At 46.5% G+C, this 20,146-nt stretch carries 16 protein-coding genes; 9 read left to right on the top strand and 7 right to left on the bottom strand.

What is annotated here, in order from left to right; all coding sequences use genetic code 11:
• Positions 1 to 35: 35 nt before the first annotated feature.
• The 5 genes from VEA_RS07505 to VEA_RS07485 all read right to left on the bottom strand — a co-directional run bounded on the left by VEA_RS07505 (position 36) and on the right by VEA_RS07485 (position 5,671).
• Positions 36 to 551, bottom strand: a complete 516-nt coding sequence (locus tag VEA_RS07505; RefSeq protein WP_041852915.1) for a protein disulfide oxidoreductase — start codon at positions 549 to 551, stop codon at positions 36 to 38.
• Positions 548 to 2,659 (bottom strand): protein-disulfide reductase DsbD family protein, encoded by a 2,112-nt coding sequence (locus VEA_RS07500; RefSeq protein WP_006742659.1) that lies wholly within the window; start codon positions 2,657 to 2,659, stop codon positions 548 to 550. The genes VEA_RS07505 and VEA_RS07500 overlap by 4 nt, the downstream gene beginning before the upstream one ends.
• A 65-nt stretch (positions 2,660 to 2,724) precedes the next feature.
• The gene (locus VEA_RS07495) at positions 2,725 to 3,123 is read right to left on the bottom strand and encodes a hypothetical protein (protein WP_041852914.1); all 399 of its coding nucleotides are present in this window, start codon (positions 3,121 to 3,123) and stop codon (positions 2,725 to 2,727) included.
• Positions 3,124 to 3,224: 101 nt separating this feature from the next.
• Positions 3,225 to 3,827, bottom strand: a complete 603-nt coding sequence (locus VEA_RS07490) for a response regulator transcription factor (protein ID WP_012841602.1) — start codon at positions 3,825 to 3,827, stop codon at positions 3,225 to 3,227.
• 20 nt (positions 3,828 to 3,847) lie between these two features.
• On the bottom strand, positions 3,848 to 5,671 hold the full coding sequence (locus VEA_RS07485) for a sensor histidine kinase (RefSeq protein ID WP_012841601.1): 1,824 nt from the start codon (positions 5,669 to 5,671) through the stop codon (positions 3,848 to 3,850).
• A 179-nt stretch (positions 5,672 to 5,850) separates the two neighbouring features.
• On the opposite strand from VEA_RS07485, the gene dsrO reads away from it, so the two are divergent.
• From dsrO to VEA_RS07440, 9 genes are all read left to right on the top strand, one after another.
• A complete protein-coding gene (gene dsrO, locus VEA_RS07480; protein ID WP_006742661.1) occupies positions 5,851 to 6,618 on the top strand; it encodes a sulfate reduction electron transfer complex DsrMKJOP subunit DsrO in 768 nt (255 codons plus the stop codon).
• Positions 6,615 to 7,745: an NrfD/PsrC family molybdoenzyme membrane anchor subunit gene (gene nrfD / locus VEA_RS07475; RefSeq protein ID WP_006742662.1), complete on the top strand. Its 1,131-nt coding sequence runs from the start codon at positions 6,615 to 6,617 to the stop codon at positions 7,743 to 7,745. Before dsrO ends, nrfD begins: the two co-directional genes overlap by 4 nt.
• A 17-nt stretch (positions 7,746 to 7,762) precedes the next feature.
• Positions 7,763 to 10,855 (top strand): tetrathionate reductase subunit A, encoded by a 3,093-nt coding sequence (locus VEA_RS07470; RefSeq protein WP_006742663.1) that lies wholly within the window; start codon positions 7,763 to 7,765, stop codon positions 10,853 to 10,855.
• A gap of 221 nt (positions 10,856 to 11,076) precedes the next feature.
• Complete coding sequence (locus VEA_RS07465; protein ID WP_180766580.1) at positions 11,077 to 11,640, top strand: c-type cytochrome; 564 nt, start codon at positions 11,077 to 11,079, stop codon at positions 11,638 to 11,640.
• 8 nt (positions 11,641 to 11,648) lie between these two features.
• Positions 11,649 to 12,701, top strand: coding sequence for a c-type cytochrome (locus VEA_RS07460; protein WP_006742664.1), 1,053 nt, complete (start codon positions 11,649 to 11,651; stop codon positions 12,699 to 12,701).
• 305 nt (positions 12,702 to 13,006) lie between these two features.
• The gene (locus VEA_RS07455) at positions 13,007 to 14,338 is read left to right on the top strand and encodes a paraquat-inducible protein A (RefSeq protein ID WP_006742665.1); all 1,332 of its coding nucleotides are present in this window, start codon (positions 13,007 to 13,009) and stop codon (positions 14,336 to 14,338) included.
• Positions 14,331 to 15,977: an intermembrane transport protein PqiB gene (gene pqiB, locus VEA_RS07450; protein ID WP_006742666.1), complete on the top strand. Its 1,647-nt coding sequence runs from the start codon at positions 14,331 to 14,333 to the stop codon at positions 15,975 to 15,977. The genes VEA_RS07455 and pqiB overlap by 8 nt, the downstream gene beginning before the upstream one ends.
• Positions 15,977 to 16,555 carry a PqiC family protein gene (locus VEA_RS07445; protein WP_012841598.1) on the top strand — a complete coding sequence of 193 codons (579 nt, stop codon included), beginning with the start codon at positions 15,977 to 15,979 and terminating at the stop codon, positions 16,553 to 16,555. The genes pqiB and VEA_RS07445 overlap by 1 nt, the downstream gene beginning before the upstream one ends.
• A gap of 208 nt (positions 16,556 to 16,763) precedes the next feature.
• Positions 16,764 to 17,003 (top strand): hypothetical protein, encoded by a 240-nt coding sequence (locus VEA_RS07440; RefSeq protein ID WP_005397103.1) that lies wholly within the window; start codon positions 16,764 to 16,766, stop codon positions 17,001 to 17,003.
• A gap of 65 nt (positions 17,004 to 17,068) precedes the next feature.
• Here VEA_RS07440 and VEA_RS07435 read toward each other — a convergent pair whose 3' ends face one another.
• Positions 17,069 to 18,907, bottom strand: coding sequence for an extracellular solute-binding protein (locus VEA_RS07435; protein WP_006742667.1), 1,839 nt, complete (start codon positions 18,905 to 18,907; stop codon positions 17,069 to 17,071).
• 497 nt (positions 18,908 to 19,404) lie between these two features.
• On the bottom strand, positions 19,405 to 20,106 hold the full coding sequence (pyrF, locus tag VEA_RS07430) for an orotidine-5'-phosphate decarboxylase (protein WP_005397105.1): 702 nt from the start codon (positions 20,104 to 20,106) through the stop codon (positions 19,405 to 19,407).
• Between the last annotated feature and the right edge of the window lie 40 nt (positions 20,107 to 20,146).

Raw genomic sequence — 20,146 nt, 5'->3', positions numbered from 1 at the left:
ATATTCAGTATTTTGAATATCGGATTTTTATTTCGTTATCGAGCCAACCAAATTCTCGCCAATATTCCTATCGGCGTTGTGATGCCTGTCGTAATAGAGGTCACTTCACCATTTCTTAAAATATAAATGGTTGGAGTCACGCTAATTTTCCATTCACGCATAATATCGCTTGAAGGATCGTTTATGTTTTCAAAACGATATTCTTTTGCCTGCATAAACTGCGCCACGCGCTCATTCGGTCCCGATGAGCCAGAAACGCCAACTACGGCATAGTCATCACTCAGCCAGCTCACGCTTGGGCTTACAAATTTACACGCGGGACACCAAGTCGCCCAAAAATAAACAACGACAGGTTGTTCATGACTTTGCGCGATTGCATCGAAGTATTCACCATCGCTCAATACGGAGCTCAATGGTGGTGCCTCCTGTTTGGGAATATCTTTGGTGCGATACCAATCCATCGCGATAGAAATAACGGTGACAATGAGCACCATCTGTACGATTTGAACGAGCCAATATCGGACTGTTCTACGCTGCTTTGTCGAACTCATTGAATGGATCCTCCACTCGCTTGTTTCACCGCGCTTAAAACAACATCATCAGTCAGAATCACAGGTAACGGGATACCTTGTGGCGCCGCCGGGCCATAGACGATGTTGAACGGCACACCGTAACGCCCATGAGCTCGTAAAAAGTCCGTTACCGAGCCGTCCGGATGTGTCCAATCCCCTTTTAACGTCGCCACATTAGGGCTTTGCAGCAATGAGTAGACAGGATCTTGCCAGATCACGCCGATCTTGTTCGCTTTACACGTGACACACCAATCCGCAGTCACATCCACAAACACCACTCGCCCATTATTGACGTGCTCTTCAATCGCTGAATTAGAAAGCTTTTGCCAAGCTAGATCATCCGGAAGTGGCGTTGCCCATTGGTCAGCAGTGACACTGCCAAGTAGTAAGCCTCCAGCTATCAACACTAACGATGCGGTCCCCGATACAGCAAGTGCTTTCTCACCATACACACGCTTAATTCTTGCCATCATGACGACAAAAGCAACCACAGCGATGAGTGCAATCCATAACATCGGTACATGATTTGCCATTAATGAAAGTAGCCAAACGCTGGTTGCCAACATCATTATGCCAAACACGATCTTAACGACATTCATCCATGGACCGGGCTTAGGTAGTTTCAGCGCGACACTTGGAAACACAGCGACTAAGATCCAAGGCAGTGCCATACCCAATGCTAATGCAGTAAAGGTTGCAAATAACGTTAATACGTCCGCGCCCAAGGCAAAAGCAACGGCAGTGCCTAAAAACGGTGCGGAACAAGGTGTCGCAAGCAAAGTGGCGAACATACCTTGAACGTAGTGACCCACTAGAGAGTTATCACCTTTCGATGCGAGCCATGTATTGGTACCCGATGACAGACGGATTTCAAATAACCCCAACATATTGGCGCCGAACAAAGCAGTGACTAGTACCATCAATCCTAGGAACCAAGGGCTTTGGAACTGCACGCCCCAACCGATCTCGTTACCCGTAAGCTTCAACACCAAAATGAATCCAGCTATCAGCCAGAACGAAGTGAGAATCCCCAGAGAAGAAGCGATAAACTGGGTACGAATTTGACGGCGCTCTACACCATGCGCAGCCACAATACTGCTGAGCTTCATCCCCAATACAGGCAGCACACACGGCATGATGTTCAAGATCAAACCGCCTAACAGTGCAAATAAGAAAATACTCGCTAAAGAGGTAGTTGGCAGTGACGATGTAACCGATCCTGCTTGTGCTTGTGTTACCTCTTCGACCAGCAAGTTATCATCTTTGATGGAAACATATAACGATTGTTCATTAAGCTCTACCTCACCCAGCCAGGTATCAACCGAGTAATTTGCTGTGACGATATCACCTTCTTGCTGAAGTCCATCCAACTTGAAGCTGTAGTCACGAATCGCATCACCAACACCATCCACCAACACTTGAGGATTTTGCCAACCTTGCGTGTTCTTTAGTTTGATTTGTAATTTGGATTGAGTCTCATCCCAATTTGTTTGCGTGACCTCAACAAAAGGCGAAGATTGAGGAACATTACTCACCGCTTGGGCGTAACTGAACATCACGTCTTCGTCCACTTTCAGCTCAGAGGGTAAGAACGTCAATTGAATTTGGTAGTCCGTCAGCACACAAATCGTAGTACAGGAAGAAAGCGTGAGCACTGCATCAATCGTGACGGGTTTCGACATATCGTCGATATGCAGCGTCATTGGGAACAAAGTGTCGCCTTTGTAACCGAGAGTCTCAATGCCCAATAACTCGAACTTTTGCGGATATGGCCATTGCCAATCAACCTTGCTCAGGTTTTGCGAGTTTTGCCAATCTATCGATGGCGCGACACCACCCTCGCCCGGCGATCGCCAGTAAGTTTTCCAGTCTCCGGTTAACTTGACATCCAAATAACCTGTAAGTGTTTTGGCTTGCGGATCTTGTTGACCCGTTAGTACAAAGCGCGTTTGCACTGGAGGATGTTGTGGATTGGTCATCCAACCGGTATCGGTAGTTTGTGCTGAAATATTCAGAGAGAACAAACTCAAAGCCAGCGTCATAAAGAACATAGACGCGAACTGAGTCAGTTTGGTAATTTGATTCATAGTAATTCCTAATAATAAAAACAAATGTGCTAAATCGCTGACGTTATTGGTCAGAAAACACGTTTTTATTCTTGGAATACACAGAGAGTCAGATGGACTCGATACTTACGACCTATCGGCTCCGTCCAATGTTGTGCGCGAATATAAGTGCAGCACATCCAAATAGCCGACGCTAAAAGACCGACAAACAGAACAACAATAAATGCATCGAGTTGATGTTGAGAAAATTGAATTAATTTTTCAGACAATTCGCATTTGCTGGTTTCGTTAGCATCAATGGACTTGACGCTCGAACCCTCATCAGTAAGTGAAACAACAGGCGATACCGTCTCGTACTTCATAGAGCATGACGATGCAAAACCTGAATTTTGCATCAGACACACGATAACCACCCAGCCAATAATCGCTAGTAGCCATTTCACCCGTTTATGTGGTGTGTGATGTCGCTTAGTCAATAAACTCATAAGAATTCAGATAAAGTAGGAACGAAGAAGATAATACGCGAGTCGTCATAAAGCTCAAGTTGTATCCACAAATAACATTAAGAAGCGTCACTCACTAAGCTCTAATCTAGCTTGCCATAAATATATGCCAACTCTGCGACGGTTTTCGCTGAGAACTTTTTCAATAGGTTAGCGCGGTGTACTTCAACCGTTCTCATTGCAATGCACAGCTCATCCGCAATTCGAATATTGCGCTTACCAGCAATGATCAAACGTAAGATATCTTTTTCGCGCGGCGTTAGTGATTCATACGCCGCTCTTGCCGCCACCATATCGAGGCTCGCCGCGGACTGCATCTGACCATGTAATATTGCTTGAGCCAGTTCATCGCCTTTGACTGGTTTTTGGAAAAAGTTGACCGCCCCAGCTTGCAACGCATCGACCGCCATCGGTACATCACCATGACCGGTCAGATAAATCACCGCTAATGGGCTGTGCGCCTCATTCAAAAATTGATGAACTTGCTGACCACGAAGGTTAGGCATTCGGCTATCAAGAATGATACACCCCGCTTGCTGAACGTCCACCTCATCAAGGAAAGACTGCCCATCAGCAAAAGTGGTGACGTTGAAGCCATGTTCTTCCAACATAAAAGCGAGCGAGTCACGCACCGATTCGTCATCGTCAACCACATAAACAGGCAGCTGCTTTTCACTGCTGATCATTAACTGCTCCTAAATACCGATTAGTTTTGATAAGGAAACACAAGCTCAACCAAACAGCCGTGCGGCGTGGTCGAAGCAATGAGAAACTCGCCGCCGTGCATTTCCATTACGTCGCGACAAATCGCAAGCCCCAGCCCAAGTCCTTCTGCTTTAGAGCTCACAAAAGCTTGGGTCGGATTATCTTGCTGTAACCCAGTGCCGTTATCCAATATGCGAATAGAAAGCTGGTTAGCTTGGTAGTCACAATGCAGGGCAATTTTACCTTGGTAGCCCGACGAGTGGTATTTCTCCTGAAACAAAGCACACGCATCAATGGCGTTGTTGATCACATTAACCAAAACCTGCTGAACGCCCACGGAGTCTGCCAACAGTGGACGCATATCTCCTTCAACGCTGGTCACAATGGCGACGTTCTGCTTCTGCATTCGAAAATGGAGCAACTCAATCGTGTCATCAATGAGTACCTGAAGATCGCACGGCGCTTTGTCGACACTACGCTTGCGGATCAACGTTCTTAAGCGCTGAATAATTGCATCGGCTCGTTCCACTTGCCCCTGTATTTTCTCTAGCACAGGCACAATATCTTCATGCGGACGCTTCTTTGCAAGACGCAGCAACCCACCTTCACTGTAATTACGAATGGCTGCCAGCGGTTGATTTAATTCATGAGCCAGACTGCTGCCAATTTCCCCGACAATCGCCACTCTTTGTGAATGTTCTAACTGCTCGCTTTTCTCTTTCAGCCTTAGCGATGTCAGCTCTAATGCTTGTTTGCTTTTGCTAAAACGATACTCAAGCCAAAAATGGTACGCGTTCAATACAATCACAAACATGAACAGTGCCCATGCCCATTCTTGATGACTGCGCAACCAGCGCAGCGCCTCACTCCACCAAGGTTGCTGCAATGGATGTAAATCCAACGCCTGATAGAGTTTATCGATGCTCAACAAGCTAACGGGCGATGTCCAGCCTGACGCGCCAGCGGCAATAATAGCGGGGTGCTCTGGTGGCATAGCAAGCAAGACTTGCGCGATTTTTTTCGCCAGAAGAGACGAGCCGCGTTCTGTTTTGGCAAACGACCAGTTTGGATATAACGGCGTAGAAACAGCACACGAAGAATGTTCATTTGGCTGTTGGTTTAAGACTCGAAAATCACCGTGCTGTAACAGACCTTCATTTTGCATCTGTTCCAGTAGACAAGCAGGCACGACAGCGGCTTCAACATTGCCGTCACGTAATTGGTAGAGATTGGCATCAATTGGGAAACCGAGATAGCGAACATCCGCAAAAAAGTCATTCGGATCGAGTCCCATTTCCACGATTTGATAGCGCAGTGTCAGATAACCACCAAACGCTTTTTCGGACACTGCCGCGACAGGGAATCCAGAAACATCTTTTAATGTTTGGTATGGCGAATTTGCCCGAACCACTAGCGCAGAACCAATGCTATAGTTCGAGTTTTGCGGTGCGCGCCCCGTCAATGTTGCCATCCATGACAGCGCATATTGTCTGCCCAAACGCACAGCCTGACCTGGGTTGGTTAAGATGAAGTCCATGGTCTGAAACTTCACCGCCTCCCCCATTTCGTCCAAATTGAGCGGGTGCAGTTCAAAGTACACATCCGAGATTTGCTGGTTGAGCCAATCGATGGTCGGTTGCCATCTCTGCTCGGCATAAAGGTGACCACGTATCGCTAACACGCCCACTTCGACTTTCTGCTTGGCCTCTGGCTGCACTGCCTTTTGCTGTTGCATTTCTTGTTCAGAAACAGCCCCCTGAGCTAAAGATGCCAAGACAACCAAGCAAACAATCCAAAACTGAAGCAACCGTGGAGTTTTGTTCATGATGAGTCGAATCGTTCCTTCGAAAATAATGAAGCAAGAATAACAGCTACCTTCCCTAAACCACATTTGTTTTAGATCAAGTTTGATCTGGGTATGTGGAAATCCACAATATAAGCCTCGCGGTGCATTTCTCACAATGGAATCAGTCAATTCAAATACAACAAAAAAGCAGGTGAGTTATGGATTCCACCAAACGTCGCTTTCTCAGCGCGGTCACAGCTGGAGCCGCGTTAATTCCAGTCGCGGGTATTGGCACGGCAACCGCGGGAAACATTATTCGCAATAACCAGTCCGCCGATCGAAAAGGACAAGTGGGGAAACGTTATGCCATGGTGGTGGATTTACGAAAGTGCGTCGGATGCCAGGCTTGCACCGTGGGTTGCAGCATTGAAAACCAAGCACCTATCGGTCAGTTCCGAACCACAGTAAAGCAGTACGAAGTCACGCTGGATGATGGCTCTACAACCACACGAGAAGCGAAAGCCTTTATGCTGCCTCGCCTTTGTAACCACTGCGAAAACCCACCCTGCGTGGCTGTGTGTCCGGTTCAAGCGACCTTTCAGCGCGAAGATGGCATCGTCATGGTGGATAACAGTCGCTGTGTCGCCTGCGCGTATTGCGTACAAGCCTGCCCTTACGATGCGCGTTTTATCAATGAGGACACCCTCACCGCAGATAAATGTACCTTCTGTGCTCACCGTCTAGAACAAGGTCTATTGCCTGCCTGCGTGGAAACCTGTGTTGGCGGTGCACGTGTAATTGGTGATTTGAATGATCCATCAAGTGAAGTCCGCCGCTTAATTGCGAAGCACCAAGACGACATCAAAGTGCTAAAACCCAATGAAGAGACCAAGCCACACGTGTTTTACATCGGCATGGATGAACGCTTCACCAGCCATATCGACGGGCAGCCAGCTATTTATGACCCACAAGGAGAGCACGCATGAACATCACCGAAGTGTTAGTCCAACCTCAAGCGATGGCTTGGCTCCCGTGGGCGGTACAGTATTTCTTCTACATCGGTTCGGCTTATGCTGCCGCTATTTTATTCCTAATCGCCCTATTATTTGAAAAACACACCAGCCACAGACTGCGCGCTGCGCTTGTGCTGACGCTGGCCATCGGCGCCATCGTGGGGCCATTAGCGTTAACTGGTGATTTACACCAACCGGGGCGCGCATGGCATTTTTACGCGCACATCACGCCGTGGTCATGGATGTCTTTAGGGTCGCTTTTCTTGCCTGTTTTCTCAGGTTTAGCGGTAGTGACTGCATGGCTGTATCTCCGCCAGGATCTGATCAACTTACGTAATCAGCCAGGGAAAGTACTGCCTCTAATTTCAAAGCTGTCACTGGGTGAATGGGTGCTCTCTCGTAGAGCGATGCTTATGGTGTCCGCCATCACGGTACTATCAGGCATCACCATCGCTGTCTACACAGGCGCTGAAATTGCGGTCGTAAAATCACGCTCGTTATGGCACCAACCCGCGTCACCGATTCTTTGGTTTGTTACTGCTTTTATGGGCGCGGTTGGCTTCTCTCTGCTGATTTGGCTCTTGCTGCCTAGTCAGTCAAAGACGCTAACATCTGGCGATACTAATTTACTAAAAAAATCGGTGGTTACCAGCGGTGTATTAACGCTGATACTGCTACCCATTTGGGCATCCAACAATTCCGCATTTTCGCTCTATTCCAGCGCGCAATGGATACAAAATATAGCTCTGCTCACTTTGGTTATTTTAGGCAGCATCATCTTCGCGCTTATGACGATGAGAAACGCCAAATCGTCAACAACGTCTCGTATGCATCGTGTCATGGGCACGTTTTGTCTGTCGTTGATCACGTTGGCAAGTGCGTGGCTGATTCGCTGGTTTACCATCATGGAAGTACAAACCATCGCCAAGTTCGATGCAGGGCTGTATCCATACCAACTCACTATGGATGGAAATGGCTGGATAGGCATTATCGGCATGCTCGGATTATGGCTTGCACTGGCATTGCTCGGATCAGAGCTGGTTCAACCAAAACCAAATATAGAAGCAAAAGCATCATCACTCACCTTAACTGAACGCTAATCAAAGAGGATTTCATTATGGATAACAAACGCCGTCAGTTTTTGAAATCAGGCATTGCAGTGGGTGGGCTTGGCGCATTCGCTGCAGGTTACGCCACCACCACCAAACACATGCTCGAGGGTGCGCTCGAAGGCACTGCAGGAGAAAAAACGCGTGATATTCACCACGGTAACTCGCTTGAACCAGAATACACGGTCAACAACAAAGGCAACCTGATCCCGAATCCAAATCAGCGCGTTGCGCCATCCATGTGCTTTGGTTGTTGGTCACTGTGCGGGTTGCGTGTACGCATTGATAACCGCAACGACGAGATTTTGCGTATTACTGGCAACCCATATCACCCACTCTCTCATCAGCAACACATTCCGTTCGAAACGCCAGTCAAAGATGCTTATTTAAGTTTGGCAGGAGAAGCGGGCCTTGAAGGTCGCTCCACCGCCTGCGCACGTGGAAACGGGATGCTAGAAATTCGCAACAGCCCGTACCGCATTACTCAGCCCCTGAAACGAGTTGGCAAACGCGGCGAAGGAAAATGGATTCCGATCAGCTACGAACAATTGATAGAAGAAGTCGTAGAAGGCGGAGATTTATTTGGTGAAGGTCATGTTGATGGCCTACGCGCAATTCGCGATTTAACAACGCCTGTTGATCCTGAAAGCCCAGAATATGGCCCGAGAGCCAACCAACTGCTAATGACCAATGCCGGTAACGAAGGCCGAGACGACATTTTCAAACGCTTCGCGTTCAATAGTTATGGTACACGTAACTTTGGGCATCATGGCTCTTACTGCGGCTACGCATTTCGTGCTGGTAGTGGCGCATTTATGAACGATTTAGATAAGAACGCACACTTAAAACCAGACTTTGATAATGCGGAATACATCATCTTCATCGGTATGTCGCCAGCTCAAGCTGGCAACCCTTTTAAGCGTCAGGCGCGCCAACTCGCCAATGCGCGAACAGAAGGTAGCTTGGAATACACCATCATCACGCCAAGTTTGCCTGCGGGTTCATCGAGCTTGGCTGCCGGTGACAACAACCGCTGGGTACCAATCAAACCGGGCACCGACTCTGCCCTCGTGCTTGGCATGATCCAATGGATTATCGAAAACCAACGCTACAACAAAACCTTCTTAGCGCAGCCGGGGGCAAACGCGATGAAGCGAGCAGGCACCGCGCACTGGTGTAATGCTACGCATCTCGTGATAAGCGATGAGCAGCACCCGAGAAACGGCACGTTTTTACGCGCATCGGATCTGAATCTGCCATTCGAGGGCGATGCGTTGTCTGACTCCGACCCGTACGTCATCGTGGATGATCAAAGCGGCGAATTTGGTGTTCATACCCAAGCTGAGGAAGCGGCACTGTTTGTCGATAAGACGGTTTCGCTTGCATCAGGCGAAGTACGAGTAAAATCTTCCCTGCAAAGGCTCAAAGAAGAGACGTTTAAATACAGCCTTGCGTTCTACAGCCAACAGTGTGAGATCCCTGTTGAGCAAATCGCAGAACTAGCGAAACGATTCACCAGCTATGGTACGAAAGCGGTGGTCGATACCCACGGTGGCAACATGCACACCAATGGGTTCTATAACTCGTTTACCATCATGATGCTCAATGCGTTGATTGGTAATATCAATATGAAAGGCGGCGCGATGGCCAAAGCGGGTGGCTACCCAACTTCCGCTGCGGGTCCTCGTTACGACTTCACCAAGTTTGCTGGCAAAGTCGGCCCGAAAGGCGTCTTTTTATCGCGCAGTAAATTCCCATACCACAAAACCAGCGAATACAAACGTCGCGTTGAGGCAGGAAAATCCCCTTACCCAACTCGCGCACCTTGGTATCCGTTTGCAGCGCCACTGCTGACAGAACACCTATCTGCGGCTATTGATGGTTATCCATATCGCGTTAAAGCGTGGATCAACCACATGGCGAACCCGATGTATGGTGTACCCGGTTTGAAAACACTACTGGAAGACAAGCTTAAAGATCCAAAGCAGCTCGGTTTGATTGTGTCTGTTGATGCATTCATTAACGAAACCACCGCGTTGTCGGATTACATTGTGCCAGACACCGTGACTTACGAAAGCTGGGGCATGGCAACGCCTTGGCACGATGTTCCGGTGAAAACCGTTACCGCTCGTTGGCCGATAGTGGAAGCGCGAACAGAGAAAACCGCCGACGGTCGCTCGATTTGCTTAGAGAACTTTCTGATTGATGTTGCTAAGAAAATGCAGCTGGGCGGTTTTGGTGACAATGCAATTCAAGATGCGCAAGGCAACTGGCACGCTCTCCACAGCGCCGAAGATTTCTACTTACGCTCTGCGGCAAACTTGGCTTATGTGAAAGGCGGCGTGCCTGAAGTTTCGGCAGAAGACATTGCGTGGTCCGGCCTAGAGCGTTTAATGCCAGCCATGCAGAAGACGCTGACAGCAGATGAGATGAAACGTGTGGCGTTTATTTTTGCTCGCGGTGGACGCTTTGAAAATGCCAGCGAAGCGTATCAAGGTCAGCAGATGAAGCATAAATGGACACGACCAGTTGCGATATGGAATGAACGTGTCGGCAGCGCAAGAAACACCATGACCGGTGATTTCTACACCGGTTGCCCAACATGGCATCCACAAAAGCTGGCCGATGGCACACCAATGGAAGAAGAGTTCCCAAGCTCAGAATGGCCATTCAGCCTGACGAACTTTAAATCCAACATTCACAGTGCGGTATCCAACCTATCGCCAAGGTTGAACTCGATCAAAGGCGTAAACCCTGTGTACATCCATCCAATCGATGCCGAGCGCGCAGGCATTAAAACGGGAGATGAGTTTGTTATCGAAACTCCATCTGCAAGCACCAAAGCACTTGCGATGATAGTCAGTGGAATTCGCCCTGGCACACTCGGATTTGAACATGGGTTTGGTCATACCGAGCTAGGACAACGCTCGCACTGGATCGGCGATAAACAGCAACCAGTAAAAACTCGCAGCCAAGATGGTGTCAACATTAACGACATCGGATTAATTGACCCAACCCGAGAAGGGAAAGGCGTGTTGTTAGACTGGGTGGTAGGAGCCGCGGCTCGCCAATCATTACCCGCCAAAATACGCAAGGCGTAACGCTGCAAGTTAAAATGCCTCTACCTTATAAGAGCTGCCATTTAGCAGCTCTTCACATCCTCTAAATATGTGGAAATCCACAATACCTTTCCTTATTGACAAGGCCGACAATATCGTCCCAGTGACTACCAAGTAGCACTTGGACATATTAATAAGAATTAAAGTGAGTCAGCATGTCAAAGATTCTTCCAGTGGTGACAGCCTATTTGCTAGCCACCACTATGGGCGCAAGCGCCTCGTCTATTCCGGAAAAAGCCAGCGTATGTAGCGGTTGTCACGGCCAAGATGGCATGGGACAGCCAAATATCGCTCCGATGATCGCTGGTTTAAACGCGAATTATCTCAACACTCAAATCGAACTATTCCTTAGTGGTGAACGCCAAAATGTGGTCATGCAAGGCATGGCGAAGGAGCTTAGCGATCCTGCCGTTCGTAAAGAAGTCATGGATTACTTTGCTAACCTTCCAAGCTACGAGTTCACTAACCCAGAGCAACGCGGCGACCAAGCCGACATTCGTAACCCGTATCGTAAACTGATCTTTCAAGGCGATTGGGATAGAAACATTCCAGCTTGCGCGACTTGTCATGGAGCCAGCGGAATGGGCGTCGACAAATTTCCTCGCCTCGCAAGCCAACATGCTGATTACTTAAAAACGCAATTAATGGCATGGAAAAACGGCACTCGCAGTGGTGACCCGCTCAATATGATGGGTACTATCGCGAAAAATCTCACTGACGAAGAGATTGAAAACCTTTCCTACTACTTTGCCTCATTACGTTATTAGGAGCAGTCATGAAACGTTTCTATTCTTTGTTCGCACTGCCTTTCATTTCTACGCTCGTATTAGCTAACGATCTGTTACCGGACCGCCAGAAAGAGCTACCTGCGATAGAAAAAGAAAATCACGGTGAATACTTAAAACCGCGTGATCTCAGCAAAATTCCAAACACCGCATTTGGTGAGCAAGTAAAACATGGTTATTCCCTATTTGTTAACTCGCAACAAATGCGCGGAAAATACGTTGGTAACGAACAAAACTGTGTGAATTGCCATATGGAAGCAGGACGAAAAGCCAATGCAGCACCGCTGTGGGCGGCTTACATGGCCTACCCGGCTTATCGCAAGAAAAACGATCGCGTAAACAGCTACGCAGACCGTATTCAAGGTTGCTTCGAATACTCCATGAACGGCAAAGCCCCCGCTTACGACTCACCCGAAATTGTTGCCCTCAGCGCTTACGCCTACTGGTTGGCGATGGGCGGCTTGCTCGACAAACATGGTATGACGGATGAACCAATTCCGGAGCTAGACGCAAAAGCGTTGCAAGTTGGTGGAAAAGCAAAAGACTTCCCGCTGCCAGAAGCCATCGCGCAAGCATTACCAATTGAAGAACGAGGTAATCTCTCTGGACGTGGCTACCCAAAAATCGCCGCCCCTGAGCAAGAACCATCACCAGAGCGAGGGGCATTAGTCTACGAAAAGAACTGCGAAACTTGCCATCGCGCCGACGGTTCAGGCATAAAAGGCACCGACGGCCATTCTTACATTCCACCACTTTGGGGCGAATATGCGTATAACTGGGGTGCAGGTATGCACCGTATTAACACCGCGGCCTATTTTATTTACGAAAACATGCCGCTTGGGAAAAGTGTCCAGTTAAGCAAACAAGAAGCGTGGGATGTCGCGGCATACGTCAATAGCCACGAGCGCCCACAAGATCCTCGATTTAAAGGCAACGTGGCCGCAAACGCAGAGAGATATCACCAACATCAAGGCTATTACGGAAAAACAATTAGTGGAAAGCAAGTCGGATCGAATGCTTTCAAGAGCGGAACCGTCGAGTAAAAGACAACCGTTCATCTTAAATACCAGTGCTCCCACCTCCCTGCTCACGTTCTCTGAGCAGGGTTGTTTTACTCTCCTGAAGCAATTCACTTACCCTCTCCAAACCAGCAACGTTAAGTGGTTTTCGGCTTCCAACATACCAATCTTCGCAGTAAAATAATGCGCCAAACGCGACTTTGTTTATATCTTAGAGCTTCCATATACTATGATGCCAAAAGTAAGAAACTCGTAAACTCCTGAATCAAAACAAGCGTGTCTAATGAAAAAAGAGTATTCTTAGGACAAATGAATCCAAAACCTACCCGATGAGTATTCAACCTAATTCCCGTCAGTTAATTTCATGCGAAGAATGCGGACTTGTTGTTCGTATTCCCGATATCGATCAAGGGCAAAAAGCTCAATGTCCTCGATGCGCGCATTCTCTGACAAAAGTGAATGCTAAACCCTATCAAAGCGTGATCGCCATTTCATCGGCATGTTTGATCATGTTGGTGTTAAGCATTTCTTTCCCTTTTATGTCGTTCAGTGTGCAAGGGCTATCGCAAGAAATCACCTTACTGCATGCAGCCAAAATGCTGGCTGAATTTCAAAATGTACTTTTAGGTGTGTTGCTTCTCGCAACGGTCGTCGTATTGCCTGCTATCTATGTCGGTCTCATTCTCTTTCTTCATCTCGAAGCATTAAAAGCGCGTAAACATACGCCATCCAAAAAACAGCAACGAATGGCGAAAGTTTTATGTCGCCTTCTGTTTCGAGTCGAACCCTGGCTGATGGTCGATGTATTCTTGATTGGCGTATTAGTCAGCTTAATTAAAATCGCTTCTCTGGCAGACATTGGAATGGGGACTTCATTCTGGGCGTTCTGCGTTTATACCGTACTGGTAGTCAAATGTATTTCTATGGTTGACAAAAGCTGGCTCTGGGGACACTTCATTCCAGCCATCGTGCTGCCCGATGTAAATGAGGGCGATACGCACCATAACCACAACCATATTGGTTGCCATACGTGTCACCAACTCAACCCAATTGAAGCGAAAAAGCACCAATACTGCATTCGTTGTAAAAGCCCTATTCATAAATACAACCCAGCAGATAATTTACAAAAAGCTTGGGCGCTTTTGTTTGCGTCAGTCATTTTCTATATCCCAGCGAACCTCTACCCTATGATGTATACCGTAAGCCTTGGACATTCAGAAGGTTCAACTATCATGGAAGGGGTAATACTGCTTTGGCATTTAGGTTCTTACCCTATTGCGATGGTAATTTTCTTTGCTAGCGTATTCATTCCAATGGCGAAAATGCTGGCACTCGCGTGGCTGTATTACAATGCGCAAAAAGCGCGATATCTTCCTCCTGAAGAAAGTATTTCACGCTTAAAGATATACCGCTTAACTGAATTTATTGGTCGTTGGTCCATGATCGATATCTTTGTCGTTGCCATCTTAGTTGCACTGGTTCAGTTGCAAAACTTAATGGCGATTTATCCAGGCCCTGCTGCACTCTCTTTCGCGGCAGTGGTCATTTTCACCATGCTTTCTGCAATGATATTTGACTCACGTTTGTTGTGGCAGTTGCCACAAAACGAAGTGCAGGAGCCGATTTCTGACAACTTAAACGAGAAAGCCAAATATGAGTGATGAGAACAACGTAACCGCTCAAATAAAACCGCAAAAGCAGATTTCTGCGATCTGGATTGTCCCGATCCTTGCGCTAGCCATGGGAGCGTGGATGCTGTTCCAATACATCAACAGTACAGGCCCACAAATTACTCTCCAACTGCCAACCGCAGATGGGATTGAGGTTGGTAAAACCGAAATCCGAGCACTGAATGTTAAAGTCGGTCTGATTACCGAAGTCACTCTCAGTGAAAACTACGATCACATCATCGCTAAGGCACAAATGAACAAGGATGCAGAACGCATGCTGCGTGACGATACCATGTTCTGGGTGGTGAAGCCTCGTATTGGCCGTGATGGTGTTTCAGGTTTAGAGACCTTGCTGTCTGGCGCTTATATCCAACTTCAGCCGGGTAAATCTAAAGTAGAAAAGGATCACTTTACGGTATTAGATGTGCCACCAGTCGCTTCTCCTGATGCAGAAGGCCTACGTCTTGTATTAACACACCGCGAAGCTGGCAAACTAGGTGTTGGTGACCCGGTTATTTATAAAGGCTTTACTGTTGGTCGTGTAGAGAAAACCAGCTTTGATGTTGATACTCGCAAAGCGCTGTATCAACTCTTTATTTTCAAACCTTATGACAGCTTAGTGCGCACTCGTACTAAGTTTTGGCTGAATTCTGGTGTTGATTTACAGCTCAATGCCGAAGGGTTTGAAGTTAAGTTTGGCTCGCTAGAGAGCATGCTAACGGGTGGCGTTACCTTCGATACCGTTCCAGGTCTTGAGTCCGGCGAACTACTCACAGAAGACATGGTTAACTTCCGCTTGTACGATGATATTAAGCAGCTGAGAGAAGGCATGTACGATGACTACATTGAGTTCGTCATGTTATTTGATGAATCGGTACGTGGCTTAAAAGCGAATGCGCCTGTTGAGTACCGCGGTCTTCGTATCGGTACCGTGACGAGAGTACCGATGCGTTTACCAACACCAGAAGAAAACTTCTCTGCGAAAAAAATTCCAGTTTTGGTGCGCGTTGAGCTCGGTCGAGTGTACGGAGATTTAGAATCCCAATCTTTATCAATGTTCAAAGAAAAGTTGAAGGAAGAGTTTGCTCGCGGTCTCCGTGGCACCTTAAAGACTGGTAACTTGTTAACTGGCGCGCTTTATATTGATGCAGACTTTTACCCTAATGATGATCAGTACGTTCCAAGTGAATTTGAAGGTTTAGATGTTTTCCCAACCATGCGTGGTGGTTTTGCCCAAGTCCAGCGCCAAGTCAATGACTTCCTAAATAAGATTAATAGCTTACCAATGGAAGAAACGCTTAACTCTCTCAATTCAACGTTAAAAACGTCGGAAAAGACGTTGGCGTCAGCAGAACGTGTCGCGGACAGTATTGATAAACTTTTAAATCAAAAAGAGACTCAAGAGATCCCAACAGATATTCGCCAAAGCTTGCAGCAGCTGCAAAAAACACTCGATGGTTATGGACCAAACTCAACCATGTACAATGAAATGGAAGCCACGCTCAAAGAACTAGAAAGCGTGATGACAGAGTTTAAACCCGTACTTAAACAGCTAAACGAAAAGCCAAACTCTCTCGTGTTTGGAGAAGATGAAATCAGTGACCCAATCCCAGTTAAAGGCCAAAACTAATGAAACGAGTATTCTTTTTGTCTATCGCGCTATTTGTCGGTCTAACGGGTTGCAGTAGCGCTCCAGAAACTAAAGGGGCTTTGTACCTTCTACCTAAGGCGGAACCAGTGACGCTGAGCTCTTCTGATATCTCACAGCGCCCTACTTTAGTTGTTCGTCCAGTAAAACTGGCAAGTTATTTAAACGACAGTGGTATCGTTTACCGAACCTCTGAGACTCAAGTTATCCAGGCAAGAAACAATCAATGGGCGCATAGTATTTCCGAGCAAATCACTCAGAGAGTCGTCACAGAACTACGCCACAAACAGACTCATTACTGGCCGACTGAAATGAACAACCTGTTGGATCAAAATGATGAAGCCAAACTACAGCTTACGTTAAATAAATTTAATGGTAGCTACAAAGGCAATATCGAAATTGAGGGGGAATGGTTACTCATTAATGCTGAAGGTAAGGTAGAAAAGAGTGCACCAATACAAATCTCTCAGCCTCTACAGGACGAAGGCTATGGAGCACTTGTCGACGCACTATCCGTCGGGTTGGAAGAACTGACTTCGGACATTGCCAAAAAAATCTAAGATCGATGTTAATTACAGGGAAGCAAGTCGCTTCCCTTTTTTGTACTGCAAGAAGTTTTTTCGATCGAAATAGATGTAGATAACCAAGCGAGACAAATTGATCTTAGTCAGACTGCAATCCGTTCTTTGGTGCTACTCTACGGCAAAATATAAAGCCCCATCCTATGACCTTATGTTGAGGTCTTGTTGATAAGGTTCTTGAGTAGCAATGTCGATTAACATTTCCGATTTAACCACCGCCCTAAATAAGGTGGAGCATATTCATAAAGTTCAGCTTGAAAATGTGCACCAGTTCTTTAAAGCAAACGAAGCTTTCTCGGTAAAAACGTTCAGCCAACTAATATCTAGTGATTCACTTGATGAGCGATTTAAAACCATCGACAAGGCCTTCTCTTTGCTTGGTGATGTGAAAACATACCTTTTAGAAGCGTCCTACTTAGTTAAGTAAAAATAAAAAAGCCCCTGTAACTTAATTACCGGGGCTTTCATTTTTATCACCGCTAAGTTGTGGAGTTACAACTTGTAGCGATCATCAATGACCGTTGTCTCTGGGAAGGTTTTACCCTCGTCCATCGCTTCCTCAGTCTCTTCTTTTACTTTGGTATCGATCCAGAAATTACCAATATCCATTGGATGAAGCACCCATTCTGTCGCTTTTGTCATGCCATCTTTAGGAATTTTAACCCAGCGCCAATGTGCAACTCGAGAATAAGGCACCATGTATCCAGGAACGATGATATTCGCTTTGCTGACATAGTTTTGGATTTGATGCGATAAATCGTAACGCTTCTCCTGATCAAACTCAGAGTCATAAGCTTCAATCAACTTGTCCAACTCAGGGCTGCTGTAGTTGGTGTGAGCATTCGTTTGTGGTCGATTCGCATTATCCGAGTGTAGATATTCCCAATACGCAGGAATCTCACCAGAACCCATATTCAAGAACGCTAACTGATGCTTTTTCTCAAGAATGTATTTAAACGCAGATGAACCATCAACCAAGTTTAACGTGAACTCAAGACCAGCAAGTTTCGCTTGCTCTTTCAAGTACGCAATACGCGGTGTCCAAGAGTTGTATCCATAGGTGATAGCAAAGCTCAAGCGTTGGCCCTTGTCGTTGACACGAATACCATCTGCGCCAACTTTGTCAAAGCCCGCTTTTTCGAAATGTTTAACCGCCGCATCGGCATCAAACTTAGGCGGTGTATTGTTAGGATCATCGTATTCGCCATGACCAAAGCCGAGTCCATGTGGTTTACGTGAATAATCTCCACGCATGATATTTTCAATCATGCCGTCATAGTCAGTGGCTGCCATAACGCCTTTGCGAACTTCTAGGTTATCCAACATCGGCATCGCGGTGTTCATCCAAAGGCCACCAGCGCCTTGTGGTGCTTCGTTAAAGCCCCAGTACTTTTGGATATAGCCTTTTTTGTACACATCACTATCGGTTTTGTCATGCCAAAAGCTTGGTAGCACCATCTCAAAGTAGTCCAAGTTGCCTTTCTCAAAGTGCTTCATGGCAATATCAGGATCGCGAATCACCTTAATGCGGACTTTTTCTACGTTGTAACGGTTTTTATAGTAGCGGTTGTTATACCCCCACCAATCTTCGCCCACGTGTTTGAATGTCACGCTCTTACCTTTCTTCACTTTATCAATGTAGTAAGGCGCCGCAGTTGGCTCAGATTTAAAGTTGAACTTTCTGACAAAGTTATCAGGCATGCCATCGTTATTTGCGTCCTTTTCTCCTTCAAAGAAGTGTTCCGGACGAGGCTGAAAACCATTACTCGGCATGTTAATCATAACCATGAGCGAGTCATGACTTTGAGCTACAGCAAGATTGACTTTGATCGTGTAGTCGTCAATTTTTTCAACACCAACAACGCTGTTCGTGAAGAAGTCGTTGTACCACGGGTCGATAATGTCTTTTGACGTGTAGTACTTCATCATAAAGACGTAATCATCTGCCGTAATTTTTTCACCATCTGACCACTCGGCCGTTTCATCAAGCTTAAAGAATACGGTTTTGTTGTCCTCTCCAAATGCCCATGACTTAGCAAGTTGGGGGATCCATTTACCAGTGTTTGGATGACGCTGAGCAAGCTTTGGTGAACCATCCATTAAATATTGGCGCAAACCGGAGTTCGCATCTGGACCAACACTTCGTAATGTCTGAGGAAAGCTCTGAATGTAAGTACGATAAGTACCACCTCGTACCGCTTCTTCAGAGGCGAACAGAGGTTCATTGTTATTTGAAATCCATTCTATATCAGCAGGTAGCTCTGCCGCACTCAGTTGAAAACTGGCAGCGGTCAGTGTTGCAAGTACTGAAAATGGCAGTTTTTTAGTCATGTTTCTTCCTTGTTGTGTTTGCGATTAAGGTCGTAGCAAGGAAGACGGAGTGTGAAAGCTGCAAATAGAAAATACGCAGATAGGAAATAATAGGAGCGTAATATGAAGTGACTTCCTGCCAGCTTCTATATTAATTTCAAAGAGTTTCACTAGGTCATCCTAGACCTTACAACGCAGTGAATGCATCCTCGCCATAGTATTCTTTAGGCTTTTGTAACGCAAGTCATCAATAATACATGGTCGCATTTTCTATGCATCACAGTGAGTTATGTTACAAAAGTGTGATCGATACAGTACCAAGCCCTACTTTTCTCATAATAAACCGTAGAACCTTTATCCGAATAAGCTCCCCCCTACACCAATTAAAGCAAGCAAGTAAGCGAGCAGATATAACTGGTTAAAATGAGCAGTTACTTACTACGGTTGGTATTTTTATTAGATACAAAAAAGGTGAGGCATCACAGCCTCACCTTTCTTTATACAATACAAGACTGTGCTTACATACTAGACAAGCTATCATTGATCGATTTCAACACTGCAGCAGGATCCACAGCTTGAGTAATTGGACGCCCAATAACAAGATAGTCAGAGCCTGACTGAATAGCCTCTACTGGTGTCATGATACGGCGCTGGTCACCTTGCTCAGAGCCAGCAGGTCGGATTCCTGGTGTAACTAACTTAAAGTCTTGACCAAGTTCGCTCTTAAGCAATGAAGACTCTTGAGCTGAACATACGACACCATCTAAACCAGCGTTTTTGGTCAATGTCGCCAGACGAATAACTTGATCCTGAGGCGCAATGTTCAAACCAATACCCGCTAAATCACTTTGTTCCATACTGGTTAGTACCGTTACTCCAATCAGAAGTGGGCGATCTTTACCGTATGGCTCAAGAATTTCACGTGATGCCGTCATCATGCGCTCACCACCGCTCGCATGCACATTAACCATCCAAACCCCTAATTCCGCGGCTGCGCGGACCGCCTTAGAACACGTATTTGGAATATCGTGAAATTTCAAATCCAAGAAGACTGAGAAACCACGTTTGTGGAGTTCACGTACGAAATCAGGACCAAATAGCGTAAACATTTCCTTGCCAACTTTTAGGCGACATGACGCAGGATCAATTCTATCTACAAACGCAAGTGCGTCTGCTTGGTTATCATAATCCAGTGCGACAATAACTTTTTGGTCGATCATTTCATCTCCTAACTATTTTGGTTCTTATTAAATAAAAAGT

The sequence above is a fragment of the Vibrio antiquarius genome, assembly GCF_000024825.1.
GTDB classification, from domain to species: domain Bacteria; phylum Pseudomonadota; class Gammaproteobacteria; order Enterobacterales; family Vibrionaceae; genus Vibrio; species Vibrio diabolicus.
Note: the sequence above shows the minus strand (reverse complement) of the source record. Positions and strands in the feature narration are given on the sequence as shown.